Below are 22735 nucleotides of genomic sequence, written 5' to 3' on the forward strand. Positions count from 1 at the left end.
CTGATCTACATCATCCTGTCGTGCAGCACGGATAATCGAAAACCGCGCCCTGGCAAACCAGCGGCGACCATGACGGTCAGGAGTTAGGGAAGAATGACGAAATTACCGCCCCGCACGCGCAAGGTCCGCATCCTCGCGACCCTTGGGCCCGCGAGCGACAGTCCGGAGATGATCCGGGCGCTGTTCGTCGCCGGGGCCGATGCCTTTCGCATCAATATGAGCCATGGCACGCATGAGGATCATGCGGCGCGCATCGCGGCGATCCGGGCGCTGGAGAAGGAATTCGGCCGCCCGACGACGATCCTGGGCGACCTTCAGGGGCCGAAGCTGCGCGTCGGCACCTTCGAACGCGGGCTGGCGGTGCTGGAAACCGGGGCCGCTTTCGTTCTCGACAGCAATCCGGCGCCGGGCGACGCCAACCGCGTGAACCTGCCGCACCCGGAGATTTATGCGGCGCTGGTGCCGGAAACCCGGCTGTTGCTGGACGACGGCAAGATGGTGCTGCGGGTCAAGAAGGTGGCGGAGGATCGCATCGACACGGTGGTCGAGGTCGGCGGCGCCCTGTCCAACCGCAAGGGCGTCAATGTGCCGGACGTGGTCGTGCCGGTGCCGGCGCTGACCGAGAAGGACCGGCGCGACCTGAGCTTCGCGGTGGAGCAGGGCTGCGACTGGATCGCCCTGAGCTTCGTGCAGCGGCCGGAGGATCTGGCCGAGGCGCGCAAGCTGATGGGCGGCCATGGCGCGCTGATGGCGAAGATCGAGAAACCCTCCGCCGTGCAGCGGCTGGAGGAGATTATCGAACTGGCCGACGGCGTGATGGTGGCGCGGGGTGATCTGGGCGTGGAGCTTCCTCCTCAAGCCGTGCCGCCGCTCCAGAAGCAGATCGTGGCGGCGGCGCGGCGCATGGGGCGGCCTGTCGTGGTGGCGACCCAGATGCTGGAATCGATGATCAAGGCGCCGACGCCCACCCGCGCCGAAGTGTCGGACGTGGCGACGGCGGTCTATGACGGGGCGGATGCGATCATGCTGTCGGCGGAGACGGCGGCGGGCGACTGGCCGGTCGAGGCGGTGACGATGATGGACAGCATCGCAAATAGCGTGGAACGCGATCCGGGCTATTTCGGGCGCCTGCACTATACCGAGACAAAGCCCGATCCGACCACCGCCGACGCGCTGGCGGAGGGGGCGGGCGGTATCGTTTCGGTGGTCGGGGCGAGCGCGATCACCTGCTTCACCTCATCGGGCAGCACCGTGCGCCGCGTTGCGCGCGAGCGGCCGATGACGCCGATCCTGGCGTTGACGCCGCGGGCGGACACGGCGCGCAAGCTGGGGCTGACCTGGGGCGTGCATGCGGTGCGGACCAAGGACATCGGCACGTTCGAGGAAATGGTCGGCAAGGCCCGGCGGATGGCGCTGCGGCACGATATGGTCGGGAAGGGCGGCAAGATCGTCGTGCTGGCGGGCGTGCCGTTCGGGACGCCGGGATCGACCAATGTGCTGCATGTGGCCGCGATCCGGGGGGATGAACTGAGGGGACGGGACGAGGGTTGATGTGTTGGGGAGGGGGAAGCTGACTTCTCCCTTTGTGGCGGCCGGGCTACCCCCGCGCGTTGATTTCGACTTTGAGCAGGCCGAGAGAGGCCAGTTCTTTCCGCAATGTCGCTGCGTCGCGGAACAGGTGGCCGCGCATCCCCTCTGCCCGGGCGGCGAGGATATTGTCCTCCCGGTCGTCCACGAAAAGCGCCTGTTCCGCACACAGGCCGAATCGGTCGAGCGCCAGCCGGTAGATTGCCGGATCGGGCTTCACCAGCTTTTCCGCGCCGGATACGACGATGTCGCGGAAGGGTGCGAACAGCCTGGCTTCCCGTTCATGGAAGGGCGTCCAGAATTCATCGCTGAAATTGGTGATGGCGAAGAGCGGAACGCCGCCATCGTCCAGTTCGCGGACGATGTCCGGCATGCCGTCGATCGCCGGTCCCACGCTGTCGATGAACTTTTCGCCCCAGAGACGAATCAGGCCGGCATGTTCGGGATGGCGGGCGATCAGTTCGGCGCTGGTTTCCGCGAAAGGACGGCCCTGGTCATGCTGCAAATGCCAGTCCAGCGTCACCACATCGCCGAGAAATGCGTCGAGCGCCCGATCGTCATCGATCAGGCGCTCGTACAGAACCCGGGGGTTCCAGTGGTAGAGGACATTGCCGACGTCGAATATGACGGCGGCAACCGCAGCCACTTCTTTTTCATCGCATCGCTTAAGCGGAAAACCGGTTCCCACTTTTCCTCGCGATGCTTGGATCAGCCCTGGCGGGCCTTGAAGCGGCGGTTGGTCTTGTTGATGACATAGGTGCGGCCGCGACGGCGAATCACGCGGTTATCCCGGTGACGGCCCTTGAGCGACTTGAGCGAATTGCGGATCTTCATGGAACCAGCCTCTGAATGAATCTTGCGTGATCGAAAAATCGAAGCGCTGCCCCTATGGGCGAGGCGGTCGAAAGTCAAGGGGAACTGCCCCTATATCAGCTCCGTTCATCCCCCATGCAGCAACGCCATGGGTTCAACGCTTTTAGGGGATTAGCGCCGCCGTGTCGTGTAAAGGGGCAGCATCCCCTGGAGTTCAGTCCATGTTGAAAAAGATCGTCTTTCCTTCCCTGCTCGCCCTTTCGCTGAGCGCCTGCGCGACCGCCGTTCCGCCAGTGGAGGTGACGCGATTCCATATCGACAATCCGGCGCGCAGCGGGACAATCGCCATTGAGGAAATGGCCGGAAATCCCGATGTCGGGCTGGAATTCCGGACCTATGCCGCCGCTGTGGACCAGGAATTGCAGCGCGTCGGCTTCACCCGCGCCGGGGATGGGGCGAAGAGCGATTATGTCGCGCTGGTGGGCTTTCGCCGGACCTTCCGCGAACCGAACAGCTATGGCGCCAATGGCAAGCCGGTGAGCGTCGGCGTGGGCGGGGCCGTGGGCAGCGGCGGTTATTCCGGCCTGGGCGTGGGTATCGGCATCAATTTGTCGGGCAAGCCCAAGGGGCAGGTCGTCACCGAATTGCAGGTGCAGTTGCGGCGCCGCGCCGATTCGACCACCATCTGGGAAGGCCGCGCCCAGACCGAAGCGCGGGAAGGCGCTCCCGCATCGCAGCCGGGGCTGGCGGCGCAGAAGCTCGCAGCGGCGCTCATCGGGGGCTATCCGGGAGAATCGGGCCGCACTATAACCGTCAAATGACCACATCGATCACGAGCGCTTTCGACAGCGGCAATATTCGCCTTATTTCCCTTGACGATAGCCCTTCCGGCGTCCGCGCCGAGCTGGAGATCGTCAAGGACCGGCAGAGCGACTTCTACCAATGGTTCCACTTCCGCGTGGCGGGCGTGGCCGGGCGAGAGGTCGAACTGGCGATCACCAATTGCGGCACGTCGGCCTATCCCGATGGTTGGCCGGGTTATAAGGCGCGCTATAGCGAGGATCGGGAGAACTGGCTGCTGGCGGACACCGGCTATGCCGACGGCACGCTGACGATTCGCCTGGCGCCGGGCGCCAATGCGGTGTGGGTGGCCTATTTCGCGCCCTATTCGATGGAGCGGCATCATGATCTGGTCGCCTGGGCGGCGTCCCAGCCGGGGGTGGAGCATCGCGAACTGGGGCTGACGCTGGACAAGCAGCCGCTGGACCTGCTGGTCGTGGGCGAGGGGCCGAAGAAGGTCTGGCTCTATGCCCGCCAGCATCCGGGCGAGAGCATGGCCGAATGGTGGATGGAAGGCGCGCTGGAGCGGCTGTGCGACGAGGAGGACGCCGTGGCGCGCCTGCTGCGGAAGAAGGCGACCTTCTACATCGTGCCGAATATGAACCCGGACGGCAGCCGCCGCGGCCATTTGCGGACCAATGCGGCGGGGATCAACCTCAACCGCGAATGGCATGAACCATCGATGGAGAAGAGTCCGGAGGTTTTCCTGGTGCGCGGGGCGATGGATGAGGCCGGGGTCGACTTCGCCATGGACGTGCATGGCGATGAGGCGATCGCCGCCGTGTTCCTGGCCGGGTTCGAGGGGATTCCCTCGATCACCGAGCGGCAGTTGGAATTATATCGCCGTTATCGTGACACGCTCGCCGCCCGGACGCCCGATTTCCAGATGAGGAAGGGCTATCCCACTGCGCCGGAGGGCAAGGCGAACCTGTCCATGTCCACCAACCAGTTGGCCGAGCGGTTCGGCGCGGTGGCGATGACGCTGGAAATGCCGTTCAAGGATAATGACGACCTGCCCGACGCCGATTTCGGCTGGTCGCCGGCGCGGTCTGCTCAACTGGCCAAGGATTGCCTGGGCGTGCTGGCGGAGATGATCGGCGAAATCTGATCGTCTTGTGAATCTGGATCGGCTCTAGAGCGGTTCTCGATCCGATTGAATCAGATCGACCGCTCTATTCCTTTGTTTTACCGCGATTTCTTAAACATCAGATGATGCCATCTGCCTGGAAATCGCTCTAGCCCTCGATGATCACCGTCGAGGGATGATGCCGGTCCAGATGCTTGCGGATGATCCGCAGATTCTTCGTATTGGACTTGTAGAAAAAGTCGAAAATATCCCCGGCGAAGGGAATGGCGCCGATCAGCGTATCGAAGCCGACATTGGCCGCCATGCGGGTGAGTTGCCATTTCGACATGCCCAGATTCCGTGCTTCCCACACCATCCACGCGCCCACCGCCGCCGTGGCGAAATCGCCCACCACCGGGATAAGGCCGACAAGGCTGTCCAGGCCGACGCGCCGGTTGGTGCCGGGCAGGACGAACAGCCCCTCCAGCAACGCCTCCATCGCCTCGATCCGCTTGCGCACCGAAGCCGGATCGCGGCCGAATCCCGGCATGTCGCGCATGATCCGGTCGAACTGGTCCTGGGAAATCGCCATCATCTGTCCTCCAACACAGCCTAATTGGTGCTGCTGAACAGATGGTTCAATGGGTGCCGCGCGCGTGGCGACGGCATGAAGCCGGTCAGCCGCCGCGCCACCAGCGACCAGCGCACCGGCGATCCCAGGGCGATATAACCGTTATGCGCCTGCATCAGCGCCACCGCCTGCGCCACCCGCGCCATGCGTTCGTCCAGGCTGTTGGAAAGGCTTGCCGCCTGCAACTGCGCCTCGGCCTGCGGGGAGCAATGCACTTTCCGCGCGCAGCCGATCCGCCCCAGATACCAGAGCGCGCTGTCATAGGCCGCGACCTCGTCCACCAGCCGCAGGTCGGCGTCGGCCTTCATGTCGACCCGCTCCACCGACAGGCCGATCATGCTGAGGTCATGCCGCACCAGCCCGAACAGCAGCGTCGCGCCTGGCCCCTTCGGCAACGCCACGCGCAGCACCGGCGGATCGCCATGCTCGCTGCGCCAGCGTTTCATGACGGCCTGCCCCTGCGCCCGGCGATCCTCCAGCGACAGCCCCGTCCAGTCCGGCGCCGCGGGGGGTGCCGGCAGGTCGATCTGCCCCGGCACGATCTGCTCCGTCGTGGCCCATCCGCCGACGGGGAACATGGTGGGGAGCTGGCTGCGGTCGATGGCCATGTTGATCGCCCGCCGCACGCCGTCATCGTCCAGCAGCTTGCCGGTACCAGTCACCGCCAGCCCCAGCAGCCCCTGCACCGGATCGATCCGCACATCGTCCCGGTCGACCCCGGCGGGCACCAGCAGCGGCAGGTCGGCAAAGCGCCCGCCCAGCACCAGCGCGGATTTCCCCTGCTGGAAACGGGTGATGGCCAGCGCCGCCCGCTCCGCCCGGACGATCCGGGTCTGCCAGGCGGGCACCGGCAATTCGTCGCCGGACTCGTTCGTCGCCCGCTCCACCGGCGTCAGCACCAGCGCCTTGCCCCGCGCGGCGCGCCGATAAGGGCCTGTGCCGCCGTCGCGGGACAGGATCGCCATTTGCGGCTGGGCCAGCATTTGCAGCACATAGGGGCGCGGCGCGGCGAGGCGGATCTCGATCACTTCGCCGGTCATCGCCACGACATCCTGCACCGCGTCGAGCGGCCCGGCGGGGTCCAGCCGCCGCAGCGCCTCTATCCGCGCCATCAGCAGCCGCCCGACATCCTTCGCCATGACCTTCCTACCGTCCGGCCAGAAGGCGCGGCGCAGGCGGAAGATATAGCTGCGCCCTTCATCCTCGACGATCCAGCGCTGGGCCAGGGCGGGCAATATCTCTCCGCTGGCGTCGAACGCCACCAGCCCCTGCGCGGTGGTTTCCAGGAACAGTTTCGCTCCCGGATCGGGCAGGTTTTCCAGCGGCTTGGCGAAATCGGCGGGGTCGCCCACGACACTGACCGTCACCGTCCCGCTGCCTTCGTCCGAGCAGCCGGTCAGCATCGCCGCCATCAGGGCGGCCCCGCCAAGGGTCAGGCAGGCAAGGGGCAGGCGGGGGCGGCGGGACATCATGTCCCGAAAGCCTTAACCCGCAACCGCGCCCGCGCCAACCGCCATGGCATGGTTTCGCGCGTGGACGAAAAGAGTGCGCGCAGGATTAAGATTATCTTCCCGAATGTCCCATAGCGGCACAATATTTTGTTAACCATGACTCTGCATTGGTCGATGGGGCGCTCCCGGCTATATCCTTCGATATGCGTCTCTTCTCCACCATCCTGCTCGTGTCCGCCGCCGTGACGGCAACCGCGCTGGCGCAGGGCGTGACGTCGCCCTTCACCGTGGCGGAAAGCGGACGGAGCTATGCGACGCTGAGCGATGCGATCAACGCCATCGGCAATGGTCGCGGCACCGTTCTGGTGGCGCCGGGCAGATACGCCCAATGCGCGGTGCAGCAGGGCGGCGACGTCACCATCCGCGCGCAGAAGCCGGGCACCGCGATCCTGGACGGCGTGGCCTGCGAGCAGAAGGCGGCGCTGGTCCTGCGCGGACGGTCCAGCACGGTCGACGGCCTGATCTTCCAGAATCTGCGCGTGCCCGACGGCAATGGCGCGGGCATCAGGCTGGAAAGCGGCGATCTGACCGTCAGCAACAGCCTGTTCCGCGACAGCGAGGAAGGCATATTGACGGGCGACGCCCCCGGCAACGCCATCAGCATCGACAAATCGACCTTCCGCCATCTGGGCCGGTGCGACCGCGACCTTGCCTGCGCGCACGGCGTTTATGTGGGCCGCTATGGCAGCCTGACCGTCACCCGTTCGCGTTTCGACCAGGGGGATGGCGGTCATTATCTGAAGACCCGCACGCCGCGCGTCACCATCACCGACAATAGTTTCGACGACAGCGCGGGCCGCCTCACCAACTATATGATCGACCTGTCCAACGGGGCGAGCGGCACGATCAGCGGCAATGAAATGGTGCAGGGCCGGGACAAGGACAATTACAGCGCCTTCATCACCGTCGCGCCGGAGGGACGGGAACAGGACAGCGCACATCTCTCCATCGTAAACAACAGCGCCTCCTTCGTGCCGGGGTTGCAGCGCAGCAGCAGCTTCGTCGCCAACTTCACCGGCGACGCGGTGAAGATCGGGCCGAACCGGCTCGCCAGCGGGATCAGGATCACCGACCGGCGTTGACCGCTTGCGCGGCGGCGCCGTCCGTCCGATATGCGGTCTATGCGCACCACCTATAATTCGGCCACCGTCCGCCTTTATCATCTGAGCGACGCCGATGGCGGCGGGGCCGCGACCACCCTGTTCTACGGTTCGCTGAGCGAAGCCATGGCGATTGCGGAGCGGCAGCCGCAGGATGTGCAGGACGGCCTGTTCCTCGCCACCGACAATGATGTGGTGGCCTATCTGGATTTGCTGGAGGGATGATTCCGGCGCCTATCCTGGCCCGGCCTGGCGGAACCATGGTTTACGCCCTGCCCGACCCCTTGCCATGAACGGGAGAATCGCCATATCCTCCCGCATCATGACCAATATTTCGACATCGGCATATCCCGCGATGATGGCGGGCAGGGATCAGGACGACCAGGGCGATGGGCCGGGCGGACCCAATGTCGGCATCGCCACGCGCACCCGCGCCCGGACGAAAAAGCCCTCGCTCTACAAGGTGCTGATGCTGAACGACGATTATACGCCGATGGAATTCGTCGTCCATGTCCTCCAGCAATTCTTCCGCATGGACATGGAGGAGGCGACCCGCGTGATGCTGCACGTCCACCAGCGCGGCGTCGGCGTCTGCGGCATCTTCAGCTATGAGGTGGCGGAGACCAAGGTGAACCAGGTGATGGACTTCGCCCGGCAGAATCAGCATCCGCTCCAGTGCACGCTGGAAAAGGCCTGACGGATTATTCTCCCCTTGCATGACGCGGGGGAGCAAAATGGCAATCCTGTTCCCCACGCCACCCAACCACGCTAACATCCTCCCGTGACAAGGGAGACGGAACCAGCCGACTATGACCTCGCCGTGATCGGCGGCGGCGTCAATGGCTGCGGCGTCGCCCGCGATGCCGCCGGGCGCGGGGCCAGGGTGCTGTTGCTGGAACGCGGCGATCTGGCGCAGGGCACGTCCTCCGCCTCCACCAAGCTGATCCATGGCGGGCTGCGCTATCTGGAGCATCGCGAATTCGGCCTGGTGCGCGAATCGCTGGCCGAACGCGAGCGGCTCTGGGCGATCGCGCCGCACATCATCCATCCGCTGCGCTTCGTGCTGCCCTGGGTGCCGGGCTTGCGGCCCCGCTGGCTGCTGCGCCTGGGCCTGTTCGTCTACGACCATATTGGCGGCCGCCGCGCCTTGCCAGCGACGGAGGGGGTCGACCTGCGCCGCCATCCCGCCGGACGACCGCTGAAAACAGGCTTCGGCAAGGCCTATATTTACTCGGACGGATGGGTGGACGATGCGCGCCTCGTCATCCTGAACGCCCGTGACGCCGCCGACCGGGGCGCCGATATCCGCACCCGGACCGAAGTGCTGCATCTGGAACGGGAAAATGGCGGCTGGACGATTCATGCGCAGGGGCCGGACGGTCCGGCGGCGCGTTTCCGGGCAAGGGCGGTGGTCAACGCAGCCGGGCCGCGGGTCCTGGACCTGCTCCATCGCGCCCATGGCGACACGACGCGCCACATGCGGCTGGTGCGCGGATCGCATATCGTCGTGCCGCGCCTGTTCGACCATGGCTTCGCCTATTTCTTCCAACTGCCCGATGGCCGGATTTTTTTCGCTCTGCCCTATGAGCGGGACTTCACCCTGATCGGCACGACCGACCGCGATCATACCGGGCCGGTCGACGATGTGCGTCCGGAGCCGGAGGAAATCGCCTATCTGTGCGACGGGGCCAATCGCTATTTCCGCAAGGCCATCGCGCCGCGGGATGTGCTGTGGTCCTATGCCGGGGTGCGCCCGTTGATCGACGACGGCTCCGCCAGGCCGGAGGCGGCGACACGGGGCTACCGGCTGGAGCTGGACGCGCCGCAGGGCGAGGCGCCGCTGCTCAGCCTGTTCGGCGGCAAGATCACCACCTATCGTCATCTCGCCGCTGAAGCGGTGGCGATGCTGAAACCCTTTCTCCCCAGCCTGTCGGGCAGCGACTGGACCGCGAAGGCGCCGTTGCCGGGCGGCGATTTCCCGATGCAGGGGCGCGATCGACTCATCGCCGATCTGGGCTGCGACTATCCCTTTCTGGACTTTGCGTCGGTGCAGCGCATCGCCTGCGCCTACGGCACCCGCGCCTGGGACTGGCTGGGCGGGGCGCAGGACAGGGACGGGTTGGGGACTTATTTCGGCCATGGCCTGACGGAGGCGGAGTTGCGCTATCTGGTGGAGCGGGAATGGGCGATGACCGCCGACGATATATTGTGGCGCCGGACCAAGCTGGGCCTGCGCCTGGACGCGCAGCAGAAAGCGCGGGTCGAGCGATGGCTGGGGGAAAGGGCATGAGCGAACCGCGTATATTGGTGCTGGACGAAGGCACCACGTCGACGCGGGCGATGCTCTATGCGCCGGACGGGCGGCGGCTGGGCATGGCGCAGGCGGACCTCGTCCAATATTATCCGCAGCCCGGCTGGGTCGAACATGACGCGGCGGAAATCTGGGAAAAGACGCTGGCCTGCGCACGCGAGATGGTGGCGCTGGCGGGCGGGGCGGATCATATCGCCGCCATCGGCATCGCCAACCAGCGCGAAACAGTGGTCGCCTGGGACCGGCGGACGGGCGAACCGCTGGCCCCCGCCATCGTCTGGCAGGACCGCCGCACCGCCAGTCATTGCGCGGCCCTGCGCGAGGCGGGCGAGGAGGAGGCGATCCAGCGGCGGACCGGGCTGGTGCTCGATCCCTATTTTTCCGCGACCAAGATGCGCTGGCTGCTGGACCATGCGCCCGGGGTGGCGGAGGCGGGGGACGCGCTGGCCTTCGGCACGGTGGAAAGCTGGCTGGTCTGGAAGCTGACCGGCGGCCTGCATGTCAGCGACGCCAGCAACGCCAGCCGCACCCAGCTCATGGCGCTGGACGGCGCGCAATGGGACCGGGGCCTTTGCGACCTGTTCGGCGTGCCGCTGCGCGCCCTGCCGGAGATTTGCGACAATATCGGCGCCGTTGGCGAGACGCGGGCGGAATGGTTCCGGCGGCCCATCGCGATCCGGGGATTGATGGGGGACCAGCAGGCGGCGACCATCGGCCAGGGTTGCCTGACGCCGGGCGACGCCAAGGCGACATTGGGCACGGGGGCCTTCGTCCTCGCCCATATGGGCAGCGCCGTGCCGGTTTCGCGGCATCGCCTGCTGGGAACCTTGCTCTGCCGGTTGCCGGGCGAGACGAGCTATGCGCTGGAAGGATCGCTGTTCGTCGCGGGCAGCCTGATCCAATGGCTGCGCGACGAACTGCGCCTGATCGCCACGGCGGAAGAGACGGAGGCGCTGGCCCGGTCGGTGCCGGACAGTGGCGGCGTCGCCATGCTGCCCGCGCTGGCGGGGCTGGGCGCGCCGCACTGGCGGGCGGAGGCCAAGGGCATGATCCATGGCCTGACGCTGGGCACGAAGCGGGCGCATATCGTGCGCGCGGCCCTCGAATCGCTGTCGCACCAGATTCATGACCTGGCCAGCGCCTTCGCCGCAGACGGCGTGCCGTGGCGCGGCCTGAAGGTGGATGGCGGGATGAGCGCGAATGACTGGATCGCGCAGGATCTGGCCGACATTCTGGACCTGCCCGTCGACCGTCCCGCCGATGTGGAGACGACCGCCAAGGGAGCGGCGATGCTGGCGGCGGTGGGCGGCGGCCTGTTCCCCACGCTCCCCGCCGCGTCGGCGGCGATGGGGGCCGGGGCGCGGCGATTCACCCCGGCCTTGCCCGACGATCGGCGGGCGGCAAGGCTGGACGGATGGCGGGCGCTGTTGGCGGCTTCCGCATTTTCTCCTGTGTAAGATCGTGATCGTGAGTATATTTTAACGATAAGCGTCTATGGCCGGAGGGAACATGCAGACGTCTCTTCGACATTCTTCATCCCATCTTGCGCCGGTCGCGCTGGGTTGCGCCTATTTCCTGATGGCGTCGCTGGCGCTCGTCAGTTCGCGCTTTGAAGGTGGACTGGCCTTCGTCTGGGGCGCCAATGCGCTGTTGATGGCTTATTTGCTGACGTCGCGGACCAGCGGCTGGCCATCGGCCCTGATCGCCTGCGCCGTGGCGAGCGCGCTGTCGACGGCGCTGTGGGGCATGGGATTGCCGGCCGCCGTGCCGATGGCGGCGGTCAACCTGCTGGAAGCGCTGATCGTCGTGCTGATTTGCCGCCGGTTCGTGCCGGACGGGAAGTTTGCCGGATCGATGCGGCCGCTGTTCGTCTTCATCCTGGCCCTTTGCGGTCCGGCGAATCTGATCGCGGGGTTGGCGGCCGCGTTGGTCGCGTCGACGCTGACTCCGGTGCCCTTCGGCGCATCCTGGTTGCAATGGTATGCCGGGCATGTGCTGGGCGGGCTGACCTGCGCGCCGATCCTGATGATGCTGATGCAGGGCGAATTGCGGCGCTGGTTCGGCCAGACCACCAGCAATGCGAAATGGGAAGCGGTGGGTTTGCTGCTGCTGTTCGCGCTGGCGACGGCCTATGTCTTCTACCTCGCGCATTTTCCGATGCTGTTCGCGCTGCTGCTGCCGATGGTGGCCATCGTTTTTCGGGTCGGCAATCTGGGGGCGGCGGCATCGGTCATGGTCCTGGCGATCATCGGCGGCATGGCGACCATGACCGGCCATGGGCCGTTGCACATGATCCCCGGCACGCTGGGCGAAAGGACGCAATATTTTCAGCTTTTCCTGGCTTTCAGCTTCCTGCTGTCCATGCCGATCGCGGCGGAGTTGAACAGCCGCCGCCGCCTGTGCCAGATGTTGCAGGAAAGCGAGGCGCGTTATCGCGCCATCGCGGAAAATAGCGGCGATATCGTGCTCAACATCAGTGTAGAGGGCGTCATCGAATATGCATCGCCCGCCGTCGCGGAACAGATTGGCTGCGCGCCGGAACTGCTGATCGGACAGGACGCCGCCAATCTGGTCGATCCGAAGGATCGGGAACAGATGATCGCGGCGCTGCATCGTGCGCTGGCGCATCCGGGCGATGTGCAGACGGTCGAATTCAGGCCCTTCATATCCGACGAGGGCCGGGAATGGTGCGAGATGGTGGTGCGCGCCGTGGTCGACGAGCGCGGCATGCCCACCGGCCTCATCAGCACGATCCGCGACATGTCCCGGCACAAGGCGCGGCAACAGGCGTTGCAGCAGGCGGCGTCGCTCGATTCGCTGACCGGGGCCGATACGCGGCGCGCCTTCCTGGAAAAGCTGGAGGAGGAGATGTCGCTTGTGCGGCGGGGCGGGCGCGCCTGCCTGTTGCTGATCGACATCGATCATTTCAAGGCGGTCAACGATTGCCATGGGCATGGCGCCGGCGACCGCGTGTTGGCGGCCTTTGTCGAACGGCTGCGTCCGGGGCTGCGCGGCGTCGACAGCATCGGCCGCCTGGGCGGTGAGGAATTCGCCATCCTGCTGAGCGGCACCGATGTCCAGCGGGCGAGCATGATCTGCGAACGGCTGCGCGAAATGGTGTCGGCCCATCCCGTGCAAATCGATTCGGGAGAGGCGATCCGGGTGACGTTCAGCGCGGGATTGGTGGCGCTGGGCAATCGGAGCGACGGCCAGGCAGTGCTGGATGCTGCGGATAAAGCCCTTTACGACGCCAAGCATAGCGGACGGAACTGCCTGCGCCTGGCGGCTTAGGGTGGCGGCCATTTAAATCCGTCATCCCAGCGGAAGCTGGGATCTCGTGAGGCTAGGGCGTGTCCTATCGCCTGAGATCCCAGCTTTCGCTGGGATGACGATATTTTCAGCGTCAGCCATTGGCCAAAACCCGCTATCACATCACCGCATAAAATCGAGCGATGATATGTTGTAACTTTTCTCCGCCTCGCCTATGTTGCATGCGTCATGCCAATCACTCTTCGCCAGCATCTGCTTAACGGTCGGATAGACCGCATCGCGATAGCGCTGTCGGGCATGTGCGTGGCGCATTGCTTCGGCACCGCCGTGTTGCTGGGCGTGCTGGCGTCGGCGGGCGGAATTTTCGAAAGCCCGATCTTCCATGAAGCCGGTCTGGCGCTGGCGATCCTGCTTGGCGCGGTGGCGCTGGGCCATGGCGCGGTGGCGCACGGCTATATGATGCCGGCCGCCATCGGATCGTTGGGCCTGGGCATCATGGCCGGGGCGCTCACCATGGATCATGGCTGGCAGGAAAGCGCCTATACGCTGCTGGGCGTTGCGATCCTGGCGCTGGGGCATGATCTGAACCACCGCGCGGGCCGGTAGGCACGGCTCCGATAGAGCATCGCGCGCAAAGGCGATGCGAAAACAAAAACCTGGAGCGCGCGTCCTGCGTCTGATTTAACGGAGTTCGGTCAGATCGGCTTCCGGTCCAGCCGATGCTCGCCCTTCACCCAGCGCACCGTGCCGGTGCTGGCGCGCATCACGACGCTGTCGGTGGTGAGCTTGCCGCCCGGCAGCCGCTTGACCCCGTTCAGCAGCGATCCGTCCGTGACCCCGGTCGCCGCGAAGATGCAGTCGCCCTTCGCCAGTTCCTTCAGGTCATAGATTCTGTCGAGATCGGTGATGCCCCATTTGCGGGCGCGGGCCCGTTCATCTTCATTGCGGAACAGCAGCTTGCCCTTGAACTGCCCGCCCACGCAGCGCAGCGCCGCGCAGGCCAGAACGCCTTCGGGCGCGCCGCCCGACCCCATATACATGTCGATATTGGTTTCGGGATTGGTGGTGGCGATCACCCCCGCCACGTCGCCGTCCGGGATCAGCATGATGCCGCAACCGATGGCGCGCAGTTCCGCGATCAGCTTTTCATGACGGGGCCGGTCGAGCACGCAGACGATGATCTCATGCGCGTCGACGCCCTTGGCGTTGGCGACGGCCTCCACATTCTCCTTCACCGATTTGTTGAGGTCGATGATGCCGTCGGGCAGGCCGGGGCCGACCGCCAGCTTCTCCATATAGACGTCGGGGGCGTTGAGCAGGCCGCCTTCCTCCGAAATGGCCAGCACGGCAAGCGCGTTGGGACCGGCCTTGGCAGTGATGGTCGTGCCTTCCAGCGGATCGAGCGCGATGTCGATTTTCGGCCCGGTGCCGATCGCATTGCCGACCTTTTCGCCGATATAGAGCATCGGCGCCTCGTCGCGCTCGCCCTCGCCGATGACGACGGTGCCGTCCATATAGAGGTCGTTGAAGGCCAGCCGCATCGCTTCGACCGCCGCGGCGTCGGCGGCCTTTTCGTCGCCCCGGCCGATCAGCTTCGAAGCGGCGATGGCGGCCGCCTCGGTCACGCGCACCATTTCCAGCACCAGCACGCGATCGAGTATCGAGCTTGCCTGCACCATGTCGTTTCCCTCTTCAGCCGCTATTTTGGGGAGCGCGATAGGATGTCGCTCTACCAATGTCGAGGGTGCGCTTTTCGTGAAGCCGATGCAATGGAAGGACGTTTGCCGGATGGGGTGACGATATCATCGACGTCCGCAAATGACTCCCGGCCTTGGGCCAAATGCGTCCTTCACGCCTCAATCCAGAATATGCATGACGATCGGCGTCTGGAGCAGGCTGTCCGACCCGGCGAGCCGGTCCAGCGTTTCGCGCACGCAGCGCTCCTCGCCCGCATGGGTGACGATCGCCACCAGCACGCCGTCCGCCTGGTTGGCGCCGCGCTGGATCATGCTCTCGATCGAGACGCCCGCGTCCCGGGTCGCCGCCGCGATCTCCGCCAGCACGCCGGGGCGGTCCTGCACCTTGAAGCGCATATAGGCGCGGCCCACCCGCTTGCCCGCATCGGCCGGTTTCTGCTGCGCCAGCGCCGCGACCGGCATGGCGAGCGCATCGCCATATTCGTCGCGCGCCACGTCGATCAGGTCAGCGACCACCGCCGAAGCGGTCGGCCCGTCGCCCGCGCCGCGCCCCTGGAAGAAGAGGCGGCCGACGAAATTGCCCTCCGCCACCACGGCGTTCAGCGAACCGTCGACATGGGCCAGCGGATGATTCAGCGGCACCAGCATGGGGTGGACGCGCTGGAACAGCCCGTCCGGGCCATTTTCCGCCATGCCGACCAGACGGATGCGATAGCCCAAGGCCGCCGCCTCTGCGATGTCGGCGGCGATGACGTGGCGGATGCCGGTGGTCGCGACCGAATCGAAATCCAGTTCCGTGCCGAAGGCCAGGCTGGCAAGGATGGTCAGCTTGTGCGCGGCATCCACGCCGTCGATGTCGAAGCTGGGATCGGCCTCGGCATAGCCCAGTTCCTGCGCTTCCTTCAGCACATCGTCGAAGCCCCGGGGATTTCCGGATTCCTGGGCCTTCTCCATGGTGGTCAGGATATAGTTGCAGGTGCCGTTCAGAATGCCGTAGACCCGGCTGATCTCGTTCGCCGCCGCGCCTTCGCGCATGCCCTTGATGACCGGGATGCCGCCTGCCACCGCCGCTTCATATTTGAGCGCGACGCCGGCCTTCTCCGCCAGTCCGGCCAGGTCCAGGCCATGATGGGCCAGCATCGCCTTGTTCGCGGTGACGAAGGGCTTGCCGACGGTCAGGCACTGGCGGGCGAGGGTGAGGGCAGGGCCGTCCGCCCCGCCGATCAGTTCCACCACCACGTCGATATCGTCCCGCATCGCCAGCGTCGTCATGTCGTCCACCCATTCATAGGGCGACAGGTCGACGCCGCGATCCTTGTTCCGGTCGCGCGCGGAGATGGCGACGATCTGGATCGGGCATCCGGCGCGGCGGGCGATCAGGTCCGCATTGGTCTGAAGCAGCCGAATGACCCCGCCGCCCACCGTGCCGAGGCCGACGAGCGCGACGCGCAGCGGGGCATGGCGGTGCAGATTGGTCATGGCTTCTCTTCATCCTTACTGATCATGCGAAGCCGCGCTGATAGCCGCCTCTGCGCGTCTGTCCAAGGAAAAGGAACCGCCCCGCCTCCCGCGATCAGCGGACGGCGCGAGTCCGGCCGCACGCGCCCAGGGCGCTCAGAACCACCTGGTAATCCGCGCGGGCCGCCGCGGCGTCCTGAGGAGAAAGGGCGCGCACCGACCGCGCCGGCAGCGAATCGGGCAGGCCGCAGGCCAGGCGATACCAGAGCAGGCTGCCCTGCGCCGGGGGACGGGCCGCTTCGTCCACAATTTCCCCCAGCGCCACGGCCCAGCGCGGTTCCTGCCCGGGTCGGCGCAGGATCGACAGCGACACGGGGTCGCCATTTTCGGTGCGCAGGAAAATTTGCGTCTCGCCCTCGTCGGCGATCGTGCCGGCGACATGGAAAGCGTCGCCAAGGCCGATGATACGCGGCGGCGCGTCATGGGCGACCAATTCGGAGAGAATTGCCTTCACCCGCTCGATTTCGGCGGGGGAGGCGACGATCTGCGCATCGCGCGCGATAAGTTGAATTTCCCCGGGGCGCGCCCCGGGCCGGGCGAACAGGATGACCTGGGCCTTCTTCAGCTTGGGCAACTTGCCCCGCGCGTCAAGCGGCGCGTCGTACAGGTAACGGACGGTCGGGCTGATTCCGCCTTCGCCGCGAATCAGATTGGCGACGTTCGCCTCCACATAGACCCTTTGATACCCTGCCGGGACGGCGCCGGCCTGCTCCGGCTTCAATTTGACGATGTTGCCAATCCGCGCCTGCGCCACCAGCGCCGCGCCGTCCGCAAGGTCGGCGATATCGGCGTAGGAGAGGCCCGCGACCCGTTCCGACGCCGCCGCCGCCGACCGGTTCGACGGCGTCTGAGCCACGGAAATCTGCGATTGTGCGGCGGAAATGAGGCAAAACAGGGCCAGCTTCCGCAAGGCGATGGTGGATTTCATTTTCATCTTCGTCCTACTAATGGCAGTCCGTGACAAGTTTGTCACATGCAAGTCTTTCTGGTGTGTAATGGCGGTCGCAAATGATCATATCGATAAAGCGTTTGCGTGCCACGATGCGCCGCGATAGGAGTTCGCACGGTAGCAAATGGACGGATAGGGGCCAAGATGACCAGGGGGACCTGGCCAGCTCGGGCCGTTTTTGGCTTATTTGCCGATAATCAACTGGTAAAGCTGAGTTAAGGAGTGTCGTTGCCGAATGGCCTATGCTGACCACTCGCAAGGATCGAGTCGCACGATCTCGATCATCATCGTCGCCCTGATTCACGCTGTTCTGGGTTATGCCTTCGTCACCGGTCTTGGCATGAAATATGTCAAAAAGGCGGCGGAACAGCTGAACGTGATCGACGTGAAGGAGGAACCGCCACCACCGGACGAGGAGCCGCCGCCGCCGCCGCCAGACCAGCCGGTCGAACCGCCGCCGGTCGTCGCGCCTCCGCCGATCGTTCAGACCCCGGCCCCCGCGCCGTCGATTCAGACGGTTCGGACCCCGCCACCGGTCTTCAATCCGGTCCCGGTCGCCGCTCCGCCGCCGCCCGCTCCACCGCCGCCGGAGGTTCCCGCCTCTCGTGCGTCTCCGCGCAGCGCCCCCGGCAGTTGGCTCAGCGACGCCGATTATCCGAGCCGCGCTCAGCGTGAAGAACGTTCGGGGACGGCAGGGTTCCGGCTGGAAATCGGTCCGGACGGTCGTGTGACCAATTGTACGATCACCTCTTCGACCGGCCATGCCGACCTCGACGAGGCGACCTGTCGCCTTCTGCCCAGGCGCGCGAGGTTCAAGCCCGCGGTGGCAGCCGGGGGTGGTCCGATGTCGGACACGTACAATGGCCGCATCACGTGGCGTTTGCCGGAATAATTGTAATGGGAAGGCTGGCGTCGTCGCCGCCTTCCCCTTTATTGATCCTTTGAGAGGGAAGTCTTGAACATGTTGATGTATCTCGCAGCTGCTGCGGCGCCCAAGCCGGAGAACCCCTATGGCCTGATGGAAGCCCTGGAACAGGGCGGCACCATCGCCTGGACCGTCTTCATCATCCTTTGCGGTATGTCGGTCGGTACCTTCTACATCCTGTTCACCAAGCTGATCGAACAGCAGAAGGTGATCAACCAGGGCAAGAAGGTTCGCGCGACCTTCTGGCGCGCGGCCAGCCTGAAGGAAGGCGCCGCCAAGCTCGAAAAGAACTCGGCCTACAAGCAGATCGTCGACGACGGCATCAAGGCCCAGGAAGAACACACCAAGCTGACCGACCCGGTCGAGGCGCATGACTGGCTGCACGGCTCGCTGGCGCGTTCGGAAGCCTCGATCAACTCGAAGCTCGGCGGTGGCCTGGCGTTCCTCGCGACCGTCGGTTCGACCTCGCCGTTCATCGGTCTGTTCGGTACGGTTATCGGCATCTACCGCGCCCTGATCAAGATCGGCGCCGCCGGTCAGGCCTCGATCGACGCCGTCGCCGGCCCGGTCGGTGAAGCTCTGATCATGACCGCGCTGGGTCTGGCCGTGGCCGTTCCCGCGGTGCTCGCCTACAACTTCCTGCAGCGCCGTAACAAGTCGATCGCGGAACAGTTGAGCGGCTTCACCGTCGACCTGCTGGCCTATCTGGTGTCGAACGGCGCCGTGAAGCCCGTGGTCACCGCTGCTCCGGCCGCTGCCGCCGCCAAGCCGGCTGCCGCCGCGACCAAGGCCTGATAGGCTGAGATGCCGACAAGGGGCCGGCGGCGGCTGCGACTGCCGAGTTCCCCTTGCCGGACGTGGGTCCCGGATTGCCGGGGCGCCATCGACAAGCATGTTAGGAAATAATCAATGGCAATGAGTGTTGGCTCTGACGGCGGTGACGACAAGCCGATGTCCGACATCAACACGACGCCGCTCGTCGACGTCATGCTGGTGTTGCTCATCATCTTTCTCATCGCGGTCCCGGTCGTCGTCCAGACGGTTCAGCTGCAGCTTCCCAAGGTCGCGTTCGAGCCGACGACGACGAAACCGGAAAATGTTTCCCTGTCGATCACGCAGGCTTCCGACGGTAGCTGCGCGGTTTATTGGAACCTGACCCGCGTGTCCTCCAACGAGCTGCTCGACCGCGCGGTCGCGAAGCTGGAGGCGGACATCAAGAAGGCCGGCGGCGTTGAAAACCTGACGCCGGAGGATCTGCCCGAAGTGCATATTCGCGGTGACATCAACGTCCCCTATCGGTGCATCGGCGGCACCATCTACACGATGCAGCGCGCCGGTTTCCCGAAGGTCGGCTTCATCTCCGAGCCCGAACCGGGCACGACGACGAAGCGGCTTTAAGAAGTTTTAGGAGTATCGCCATGGCAATGAGTGCCGGATCAGAAGATGGCGAACCGATGGTCGAAATGAACACGACGCCGTTGATTGACGTCATGCTCGTTCTTCTCATCATGTTCATCATCACCATCCCGATCCAGACCCACGCGGTCAAAATCGACCTACCGCAAAACGCGCCGCCGACCGACAGCGTCATCGACCCTGTCAAGAACAAGGTGGCGATCGATGCGGGCGGGGTCATCACATGGAATGGTTCGGCCATCGACCTGCTGACCCTGCGTCAGTATCTGCAGCAGTCGCTGCGGTTGCCAGTCGAGCCTGAACTGCAGTTCCAGCCGAATGCGGCGACCCGCTATGTCGTGGTCGACGAGGTGCTGGCGGAGATCAAGCGTGCTGGCGTGACGAAGCTTGGCTTCGTCGGCAACGAACAGTACGGCAATTTCTAAAGCCACCGGGACCGGGTCCGGCAGCGCCGAAGCCCGGTTCAGGAAAGAATAAAGTGCGCATCGAACAGGAGCGCGGAATCGGTGTCGGACAGATCGTCGGACGCCGCCGGGTTCCCAAGGGACGAATACGCCGCCGCCGTCTGGCCGGGAATGTTCGACTTCCCGTTTCCGGGCGCGGGCTGGGGTGACGCAATCGGCCTTGTGATGCGCCGACCTGGATAGGGGCTGCTTCGGCGGCCCCTTTCTTATGTGCCTCCCATGTTTCGGACCGATTGCGGCTTAATGCTTTCTTCATCGGGAAGAGCGATGATGCCTACGGTCAAAATCGGCATTGGATCATGGGCGCCAAACTTCAGACAAACCCGTATCACGGCAATAACCGTCTGGCAGACCGTCGTGCGGCCTTGATCGGCGTCCGGGTCCGTCGCCCCGGCGAAACCTGGTTCAAGAGCCATATTGCCGACGTTTCCGAGGTCGGCTTTCGCCTGAAGAGCTTCATGAAGTTGGCGGCGGATGACGATCTGTGGATCATGCTGCCAGGTTTCGAAGGCCGCCGCGCCCGCGTGTTGTGGAGCCGTTCCCATGAGTCGGGCTGCGTTTTCGAGCGCCCGCTGCATCCGGCAATTCTAGATCATATCCTCAAAATCGGCCAGTAAATTCCCTTTACCGGGCAAGTGCTTAGCGTAGCGGATTTGACCATTGGCCGACGTCATCCCGGCGGAAGCTGGGATCTCGTGAGGCCAGGTCGTGCGCTATCGCCTCAGATCCCAGCTTTCGATGGGATGACGAAATGATGTCGGGCTTCCACCCAAGAATAACGGCCCGTCAAGCCACGGGAACATCCTGAAACTGAAGGCTGGCGAGCCGGGCATAGAGGCCTTTGCGCTGCATCAGCGCGGCATGATCGCCCTGTTCGACCAACCGCCCTTCATCGAGCACGAGGATGCGATCCGCCGCCCGCACCGTGGCCAGGCGATGGGCGATGACGATGGTCGTGCGGCCCTGCATCAGCCGCCCCAACGCATCCTGCACCAATCGTTCCGATTCGGCGTCCAGCGCGGAGGTCGCTTCGTCCAGCAGCAGGATCGGCGCATCGCGCAGCAGGGCGCGGGCAATCGACAGGCGCTGGCGCTGGCCGCCCGAAAGGCGCGCGCCCCCCTCGCCCAGAAAACTGTCGAGGCCTTCCGGCAGGGCGCGCAGGAATGTTTCCGCATTGGCGGCGCGGGCCGCCGCCCAGATCTGCTCATCGCTGGCATCCCACCGGCCATAGCGTAGATTGTCGCGCGCCGACGCGGCGAAGATGATGCTTTCCTGCGGCACCATCGCCATCATGTCGCGCACCGCCGCCGGATCGGCCTGGGGCAGGGGAACCCCATTCAGCCGAATCACCCCCGAATCGGGATCGTAGAAGCGCAGCGCCAATTGGATCAGCGTCGATTTTCCGGCACCGGACGGGCCGACGATGGCCACCGTCTCGCCCGGCGCGATGTCGATCGAAATGCCATGCAGGGCCGCCTGATCGGGCCGGGTGGGGTAACGGAAATGCACATCCTCGAACTGGATATGCGCGCCATGCTCGGTTCGCGGCACCGGCACGGGGCGTGGCGGGGCCATGATCTGCGGCGTCGCGATCATCAGTTCATGCAGCCGCCCGGCGGCGCCCGCGCCACGCAGCAGGTCGCCCCAGGTTTCGGACAACGCGCCGAAAGCGCCCGCGACAAGCCCGCCGGTCAGCACGAAAGCCGCGATGCTGCCGCCCGACAAGCGCCCGGCGGCGACATCCAGCGCCCCCTGCCACATGACCGCCGTGATCGACCCGAAGACCAACGCGATGACGATCGCCGTCATCGCGGCGCGCAGGGCGATCCGGCGGCGCGCCGTCGCGAAGCCTGCCTCCACCGTGCTGTCGAATCGCGCGGATTCCCGCCCCTCCTGACCGAAGGCCTGGACGATCTTCATCGCGCCCAATGTTTCCGCCGTGACGCTGCCGACATCGGCCAGCCGGTCCTGGCTGGCCCGCGACAAAGCGCGCAAGCGGCGGCCCAGGCCGATGATCGCGACCAATATGACGGGAATGCCCAGCAGCAGCAGCCCGGCCAGCTTGGGCGCAAGCGCGAAGAGATAAATCAGCCCGCCCGTCCCCGTCACCAGATTGCGCAGCGCGATCGACACGGTCGATCCCACCACCTGGTCGATGATCGCCGTGTCGGCGGTCATGCGCGACGCGATTTCGGAGGGGCGGTTTTCCTCGAAGAAGCGGGGTTCCTGCCGCAGCAGATTGGCCTGGGTGGCTGACCGGATATCCGCGACGACGCGCTCCCCCAGCCAGGACACGAAATAGAAGCGCGCCGCCGTGGCCGCTGCCAGGATCACGACGATCAGGAACAGATATTCGAACCAGCGGCTGATGTCGCCGCCGCCCATGAATCCCCGGTCGATGACCAGCCGGAAACCGCTGGGGATCGCCAGCGTCGCGGCGGAAGAGACGATCAGGGCGACCATCGCCCCGGTGATGCGGCCCGGATAGCGGCGGGCGAAACGCCAGATCATCGCCAGGCTGCCGAGTGGGGGGCGCGTGTCGCGCGGCGATGATGGTTCCACATCCTCCATAGGGCCGCGCTCTAAAGGGATTTCGCGTGAAAGGGAACATTGCCCGACGCCGAAATCTCCGCGTCA

23 protein-coding genes are annotated in these 22735 nt (G+C 65.4%); 15 read left to right on the forward strand and 8 right to left on the reverse strand.

Annotation, left to right across the window (positions count from 1 at the left end; translation table 11 throughout):
- The first annotated feature begins 93 nt into the window (after window positions 1-93).
- Window positions 94-1551 carry a pyruvate kinase gene (gene pyk, locus NUH86_RS17240; protein ID WP_267250629.1) on the forward strand — a complete coding sequence of 486 codons (1458 nt, stop codon included), beginning with the start codon at window positions 94-96 and terminating at the stop codon, window positions 1549-1551.
- Between the two features lie 46 nt (window positions 1552-1597).
- Here the strand turns inward: pyk and NUH86_RS17245 are convergent, their stop codons facing one another.
- Together NUH86_RS17245 and ykgO are read right to left on the reverse strand one after the other, a co-directional pair.
- Window positions 1598-2233, reverse strand: coding sequence for an HAD family hydrolase (locus NUH86_RS17245; protein WP_267250630.1), 636 nt, complete (start codon window positions 2231-2233; stop codon window positions 1598-1600).
- A 62-nt stretch (window positions 2234-2295) separates the two neighbouring features.
- Window positions 2296-2421 (reverse strand): type B 50S ribosomal protein L36, encoded by a 126-nt coding sequence (gene ykgO, locus NUH86_RS17250; RefSeq protein ID WP_004210176.1) that lies wholly within the window; start codon window positions 2419-2421, stop codon window positions 2296-2298.
- A 200-nt stretch (window positions 2422-2621) separates the two neighbouring features.
- On the opposite strand from ykgO, the gene NUH86_RS17255 reads away from it, so the two are divergent.
- Both NUH86_RS17255 and NUH86_RS17260 read left to right on the forward strand, forming a co-directional pair.
- Window positions 2622-3221, forward strand: coding sequence for a DUF4136 domain-containing protein (locus NUH86_RS17255; protein WP_267250631.1), 600 nt, complete (start codon window positions 2622-2624; stop codon window positions 3219-3221).
- A complete protein-coding gene (locus NUH86_RS17260; RefSeq protein WP_267250632.1) occupies window positions 3218-4348 on the forward strand; it encodes a M14-type cytosolic carboxypeptidase in 1131 nt (376 codons plus the stop codon). The genes NUH86_RS17255 and NUH86_RS17260 overlap by 4 nt, the downstream gene beginning before the upstream one ends.
- A 127-nt stretch (window positions 4349-4475) precedes the next feature.
- On the opposite strand, the gene NUH86_RS17265 is transcribed toward NUH86_RS17260, so the two are convergent.
- Together NUH86_RS17265 and NUH86_RS17270 are read right to left on the reverse strand one after the other, a co-directional pair.
- Window positions 4476-4898 (reverse strand): DUF4112 domain-containing protein, encoded by a 423-nt coding sequence (locus tag NUH86_RS17265; protein WP_267252175.1) that lies wholly within the window; start codon window positions 4896-4898, stop codon window positions 4476-4478.
- Window positions 4899-4918: 20 nt separating this feature from the next.
- Entirely contained in the window at window positions 4919-6406 is a 1488-nt protein-coding gene (locus NUH86_RS17270) for an ABC transporter substrate-binding protein (protein ID WP_416365372.1), read from the reverse strand.
- A gap of 185 nt (window positions 6407-6591) precedes the next feature.
- On the opposite strand from NUH86_RS17270, the gene NUH86_RS17275 reads away from it, so the two are divergent.
- From NUH86_RS17275 to NUH86_RS17305, 7 genes are all read left to right on the forward strand, one after another.
- A complete protein-coding gene (locus NUH86_RS17275; RefSeq protein ID WP_267250634.1) occupies window positions 6592-7530 on the forward strand; it encodes a right-handed parallel beta-helix repeat-containing protein in 939 nt (312 codons plus the stop codon).
- Between the two features lie 39 nt (window positions 7531-7569).
- Window positions 7570-7773, forward strand: a complete 204-nt coding sequence (locus tag NUH86_RS17280; protein ID WP_267250635.1) for a hypothetical protein — start codon at window positions 7570-7572, stop codon at window positions 7771-7773.
- Between the two features lie 64 nt (window positions 7774-7837).
- Window positions 7838-8245, forward strand: a complete 408-nt coding sequence (gene clpS / locus NUH86_RS17285; protein WP_267250636.1) for an ATP-dependent Clp protease adapter ClpS — start codon at window positions 7838-7840, stop codon at window positions 8243-8245.
- 84 nt (window positions 8246-8329) lie between these two features.
- Window positions 8330-9838, forward strand: coding sequence for a glycerol-3-phosphate dehydrogenase (locus NUH86_RS17290; RefSeq protein ID WP_267250637.1), 1509 nt, complete (start codon window positions 8330-8332; stop codon window positions 9836-9838).
- On the forward strand, window positions 9835-11316 hold the full coding sequence (locus NUH86_RS17295) for an FGGY family carbohydrate kinase (RefSeq protein ID WP_267250638.1): 1482 nt from the start codon (window positions 9835-9837) through the stop codon (window positions 11314-11316). The genes NUH86_RS17290 and NUH86_RS17295 overlap by 4 nt, the downstream gene beginning before the upstream one ends.
- Before the next feature lie 52 nt (window positions 11317-11368).
- On the forward strand, window positions 11369-13150 hold the full coding sequence (locus NUH86_RS17300) for a sensor domain-containing diguanylate cyclase (protein ID WP_267250639.1): 1782 nt from the start codon (window positions 11369-11371) through the stop codon (window positions 13148-13150).
- A 207-nt stretch (window positions 13151-13357) separates the two neighbouring features.
- The gene (locus NUH86_RS17305; protein WP_267250640.1) at window positions 13358-13735 is read left to right on the forward strand and encodes a MerC domain-containing protein; all 378 of its coding nucleotides are present in this window, start codon (window positions 13358-13360) and stop codon (window positions 13733-13735) included.
- Between the two features lie 89 nt (window positions 13736-13824).
- Here NUH86_RS17305 and glpX read toward each other — a convergent pair whose 3' ends face one another.
- From glpX to NUH86_RS17320, 3 genes are all read right to left on the reverse strand, one after another.
- Window positions 13825-14808: a class II fructose-bisphosphatase gene (gene glpX / locus NUH86_RS17310; RefSeq protein ID WP_267250641.1), complete on the reverse strand. Its 984-nt coding sequence runs from the start codon at window positions 14806-14808 to the stop codon at window positions 13825-13827.
- Window positions 14809-14985: 177 nt separating this feature from the next.
- The gene (locus NUH86_RS17315) at window positions 14986-16305 is read right to left on the reverse strand and encodes a homoserine dehydrogenase (RefSeq protein ID WP_267250642.1); all 1320 of its coding nucleotides are present in this window, start codon (window positions 16303-16305) and stop codon (window positions 14986-14988) included.
- A gap of 94 nt (window positions 16306-16399) precedes the next feature.
- A complete protein-coding gene (locus NUH86_RS17320; RefSeq protein ID WP_267250643.1) occupies window positions 16400-17278 on the reverse strand; it encodes a hypothetical protein in 879 nt (292 codons plus the stop codon).
- Window positions 17279-17528: 250 nt separating this feature from the next.
- On the opposite strand from NUH86_RS17320, the gene NUH86_RS17325 reads away from it, so the two are divergent.
- The 5 genes from NUH86_RS17325 (at window position 17529) to NUH86_RS17345 (ending at window position 20715) form a co-directional block, all read left to right on the forward strand.
- Window positions 17529-18185 carry an energy transducer TonB gene (locus tag NUH86_RS17325; protein ID WP_267250644.1) on the forward strand — a complete coding sequence of 219 codons (657 nt, stop codon included), beginning with the start codon at window positions 17529-17531 and terminating at the stop codon, window positions 18183-18185.
- 69 nt (window positions 18186-18254) lie between these two features.
- Window positions 18255-19013 (forward strand): MotA/TolQ/ExbB proton channel family protein, encoded by a 759-nt coding sequence (locus NUH86_RS17330; protein WP_267250645.1) that lies wholly within the window; start codon window positions 18255-18257, stop codon window positions 19011-19013.
- A gap of 114 nt (window positions 19014-19127) precedes the next feature.
- Complete coding sequence (locus NUH86_RS17335) at window positions 19128-19616, forward strand: ExbD/TolR family protein (protein ID WP_267250646.1); 489 nt, start codon at window positions 19128-19130, stop codon at window positions 19614-19616.
- Between the two features lie 20 nt (window positions 19617-19636).
- On the forward strand, window positions 19637-20059 hold the full coding sequence (locus NUH86_RS17340; RefSeq protein WP_267250647.1) for an ExbD/TolR family protein: 423 nt from the start codon (window positions 19637-19639) through the stop codon (window positions 20057-20059).
- A 338-nt stretch (window positions 20060-20397) separates the two neighbouring features.
- A complete protein-coding gene (locus tag NUH86_RS17345; RefSeq protein ID WP_267250648.1) occupies window positions 20398-20715 on the forward strand; it encodes a PilZ domain-containing protein in 318 nt (105 codons plus the stop codon).
- Between the two features lie 169 nt (window positions 20716-20884).
- Here NUH86_RS17345 and NUH86_RS17350 read toward each other — a convergent pair whose 3' ends face one another.
- Window positions 20885-22669 (reverse strand): ABC transporter transmembrane domain-containing protein, encoded by a 1785-nt coding sequence (locus tag NUH86_RS17350; RefSeq protein ID WP_267250649.1) that lies wholly within the window; start codon window positions 22667-22669, stop codon window positions 20885-20887.
- Between the last annotated feature and the right edge of the window lie 66 nt (window positions 22670-22735).

The organism is Sphingobium sp. JS3065 (assembly GCF_026427355.1).
GTDB lineage: Bacteria > Pseudomonadota > Alphaproteobacteria > Sphingomonadales > Sphingomonadaceae > Sphingobium.

What these genes read in the sequence shown, in the direction of transcription:
- pyk (WP_267250629.1), top strand. Translation starts at nt 94, where the DNA reads ATGACGAAATTACCGCCCCGCACGCGCAAGGTCCGCATCCTCGCGACC.
- ykgO (WP_004210176.1), bottom strand. Translation starts at nt 2,421, where the DNA reads ATGAAGATCCGCAATTCGCTCAAGTCGCTCAAGGGCCGTCACCGGGAT.
- NUH86_RS17255 (WP_267250631.1), top strand. Translation starts at nt 2,622, where the DNA reads ATGTTGAAAAAGATCGTCTTTCCTTCCCTGCTCGCCCTTTCGCTGAGC.
- NUH86_RS17260 (WP_267250632.1), top strand. Translation starts at nt 3,218, where the DNA reads ATGACCACATCGATCACGAGCGCTTTCGACAGCGGCAATATTCGCCTT.
- NUH86_RS17265 (WP_267252175.1), bottom strand. Translation starts at nt 4,898, where the DNA reads ATGGCGATTTCCCAGGACCAGTTCGACCGGATCATGCGCGACATGCCG.
- NUH86_RS17270 (WP_416365372.1), bottom strand. Translation starts at nt 6,406, where the DNA reads ATGTCCCGCCGCCCCCGCCTGCCCCTTGCCTGCCTGACCCTTGGCGGG.
- NUH86_RS17275 (WP_267250634.1), top strand. Translation starts at nt 6,592, where the DNA reads ATGCGTCTCTTCTCCACCATCCTGCTCGTGTCCGCCGCCGTGACGGCA.
- NUH86_RS17280 (WP_267250635.1), top strand. Translation starts at nt 7,570, where the DNA reads ATGCGCACCACCTATAATTCGGCCACCGTCCGCCTTTATCATCTGAGC.
- clpS (WP_267250636.1), top strand. Translation starts at nt 7,838, where the DNA reads ATGAACGGGAGAATCGCCATATCCTCCCGCATCATGACCAATATTTCG.
- NUH86_RS17295 (WP_267250638.1), top strand. Translation starts at nt 9,835, where the DNA reads ATGAGCGAACCGCGTATATTGGTGCTGGACGAAGGCACCACGTCGACG.
- NUH86_RS17300 (WP_267250639.1), top strand. Translation starts at nt 11,369, where the DNA reads ATGCAGACGTCTCTTCGACATTCTTCATCCCATCTTGCGCCGGTCGCG.
- NUH86_RS17305 (WP_267250640.1), top strand. Translation starts at nt 13,358, where the DNA reads ATGCCAATCACTCTTCGCCAGCATCTGCTTAACGGTCGGATAGACCGC.
- glpX (WP_267250641.1), bottom strand. Translation starts at nt 14,808, where the DNA reads ATGGTGCAGGCAAGCTCGATACTCGATCGCGTGCTGGTGCTGGAAATG.
- NUH86_RS17315 (WP_267250642.1), bottom strand. Translation starts at nt 16,305, where the DNA reads ATGACCAATCTGCACCGCCATGCCCCGCTGCGCGTCGCGCTCGTCGGC.
- NUH86_RS17320 (WP_267250643.1), bottom strand. Translation starts at nt 17,278, where the DNA reads ATGAAAATGAAATCCACCATCGCCTTGCGGAAGCTGGCCCTGTTTTGC.
- NUH86_RS17325 (WP_267250644.1), top strand. Translation starts at nt 17,529, where the DNA reads ATGGCCTATGCTGACCACTCGCAAGGATCGAGTCGCACGATCTCGATC.
- NUH86_RS17330 (WP_267250645.1), top strand. Translation starts at nt 18,255, where the DNA reads ATGTTGATGTATCTCGCAGCTGCTGCGGCGCCCAAGCCGGAGAACCCC.
- NUH86_RS17335 (WP_267250646.1), top strand. Translation starts at nt 19,128, where the DNA reads ATGGCAATGAGTGTTGGCTCTGACGGCGGTGACGACAAGCCGATGTCC.
- NUH86_RS17340 (WP_267250647.1), top strand. Translation starts at nt 19,637, where the DNA reads ATGGCAATGAGTGCCGGATCAGAAGATGGCGAACCGATGGTCGAAATG.
- NUH86_RS17345 (WP_267250648.1), top strand. Translation starts at nt 20,398, where the DNA reads ATGGGCGCCAAACTTCAGACAAACCCGTATCACGGCAATAACCGTCTG.
- NUH86_RS17350 (WP_267250649.1), bottom strand. Translation starts at nt 22,669, where the DNA reads ATGGAGGATGTGGAACCATCATCGCCGCGCGACACGCGCCCCCCACTC.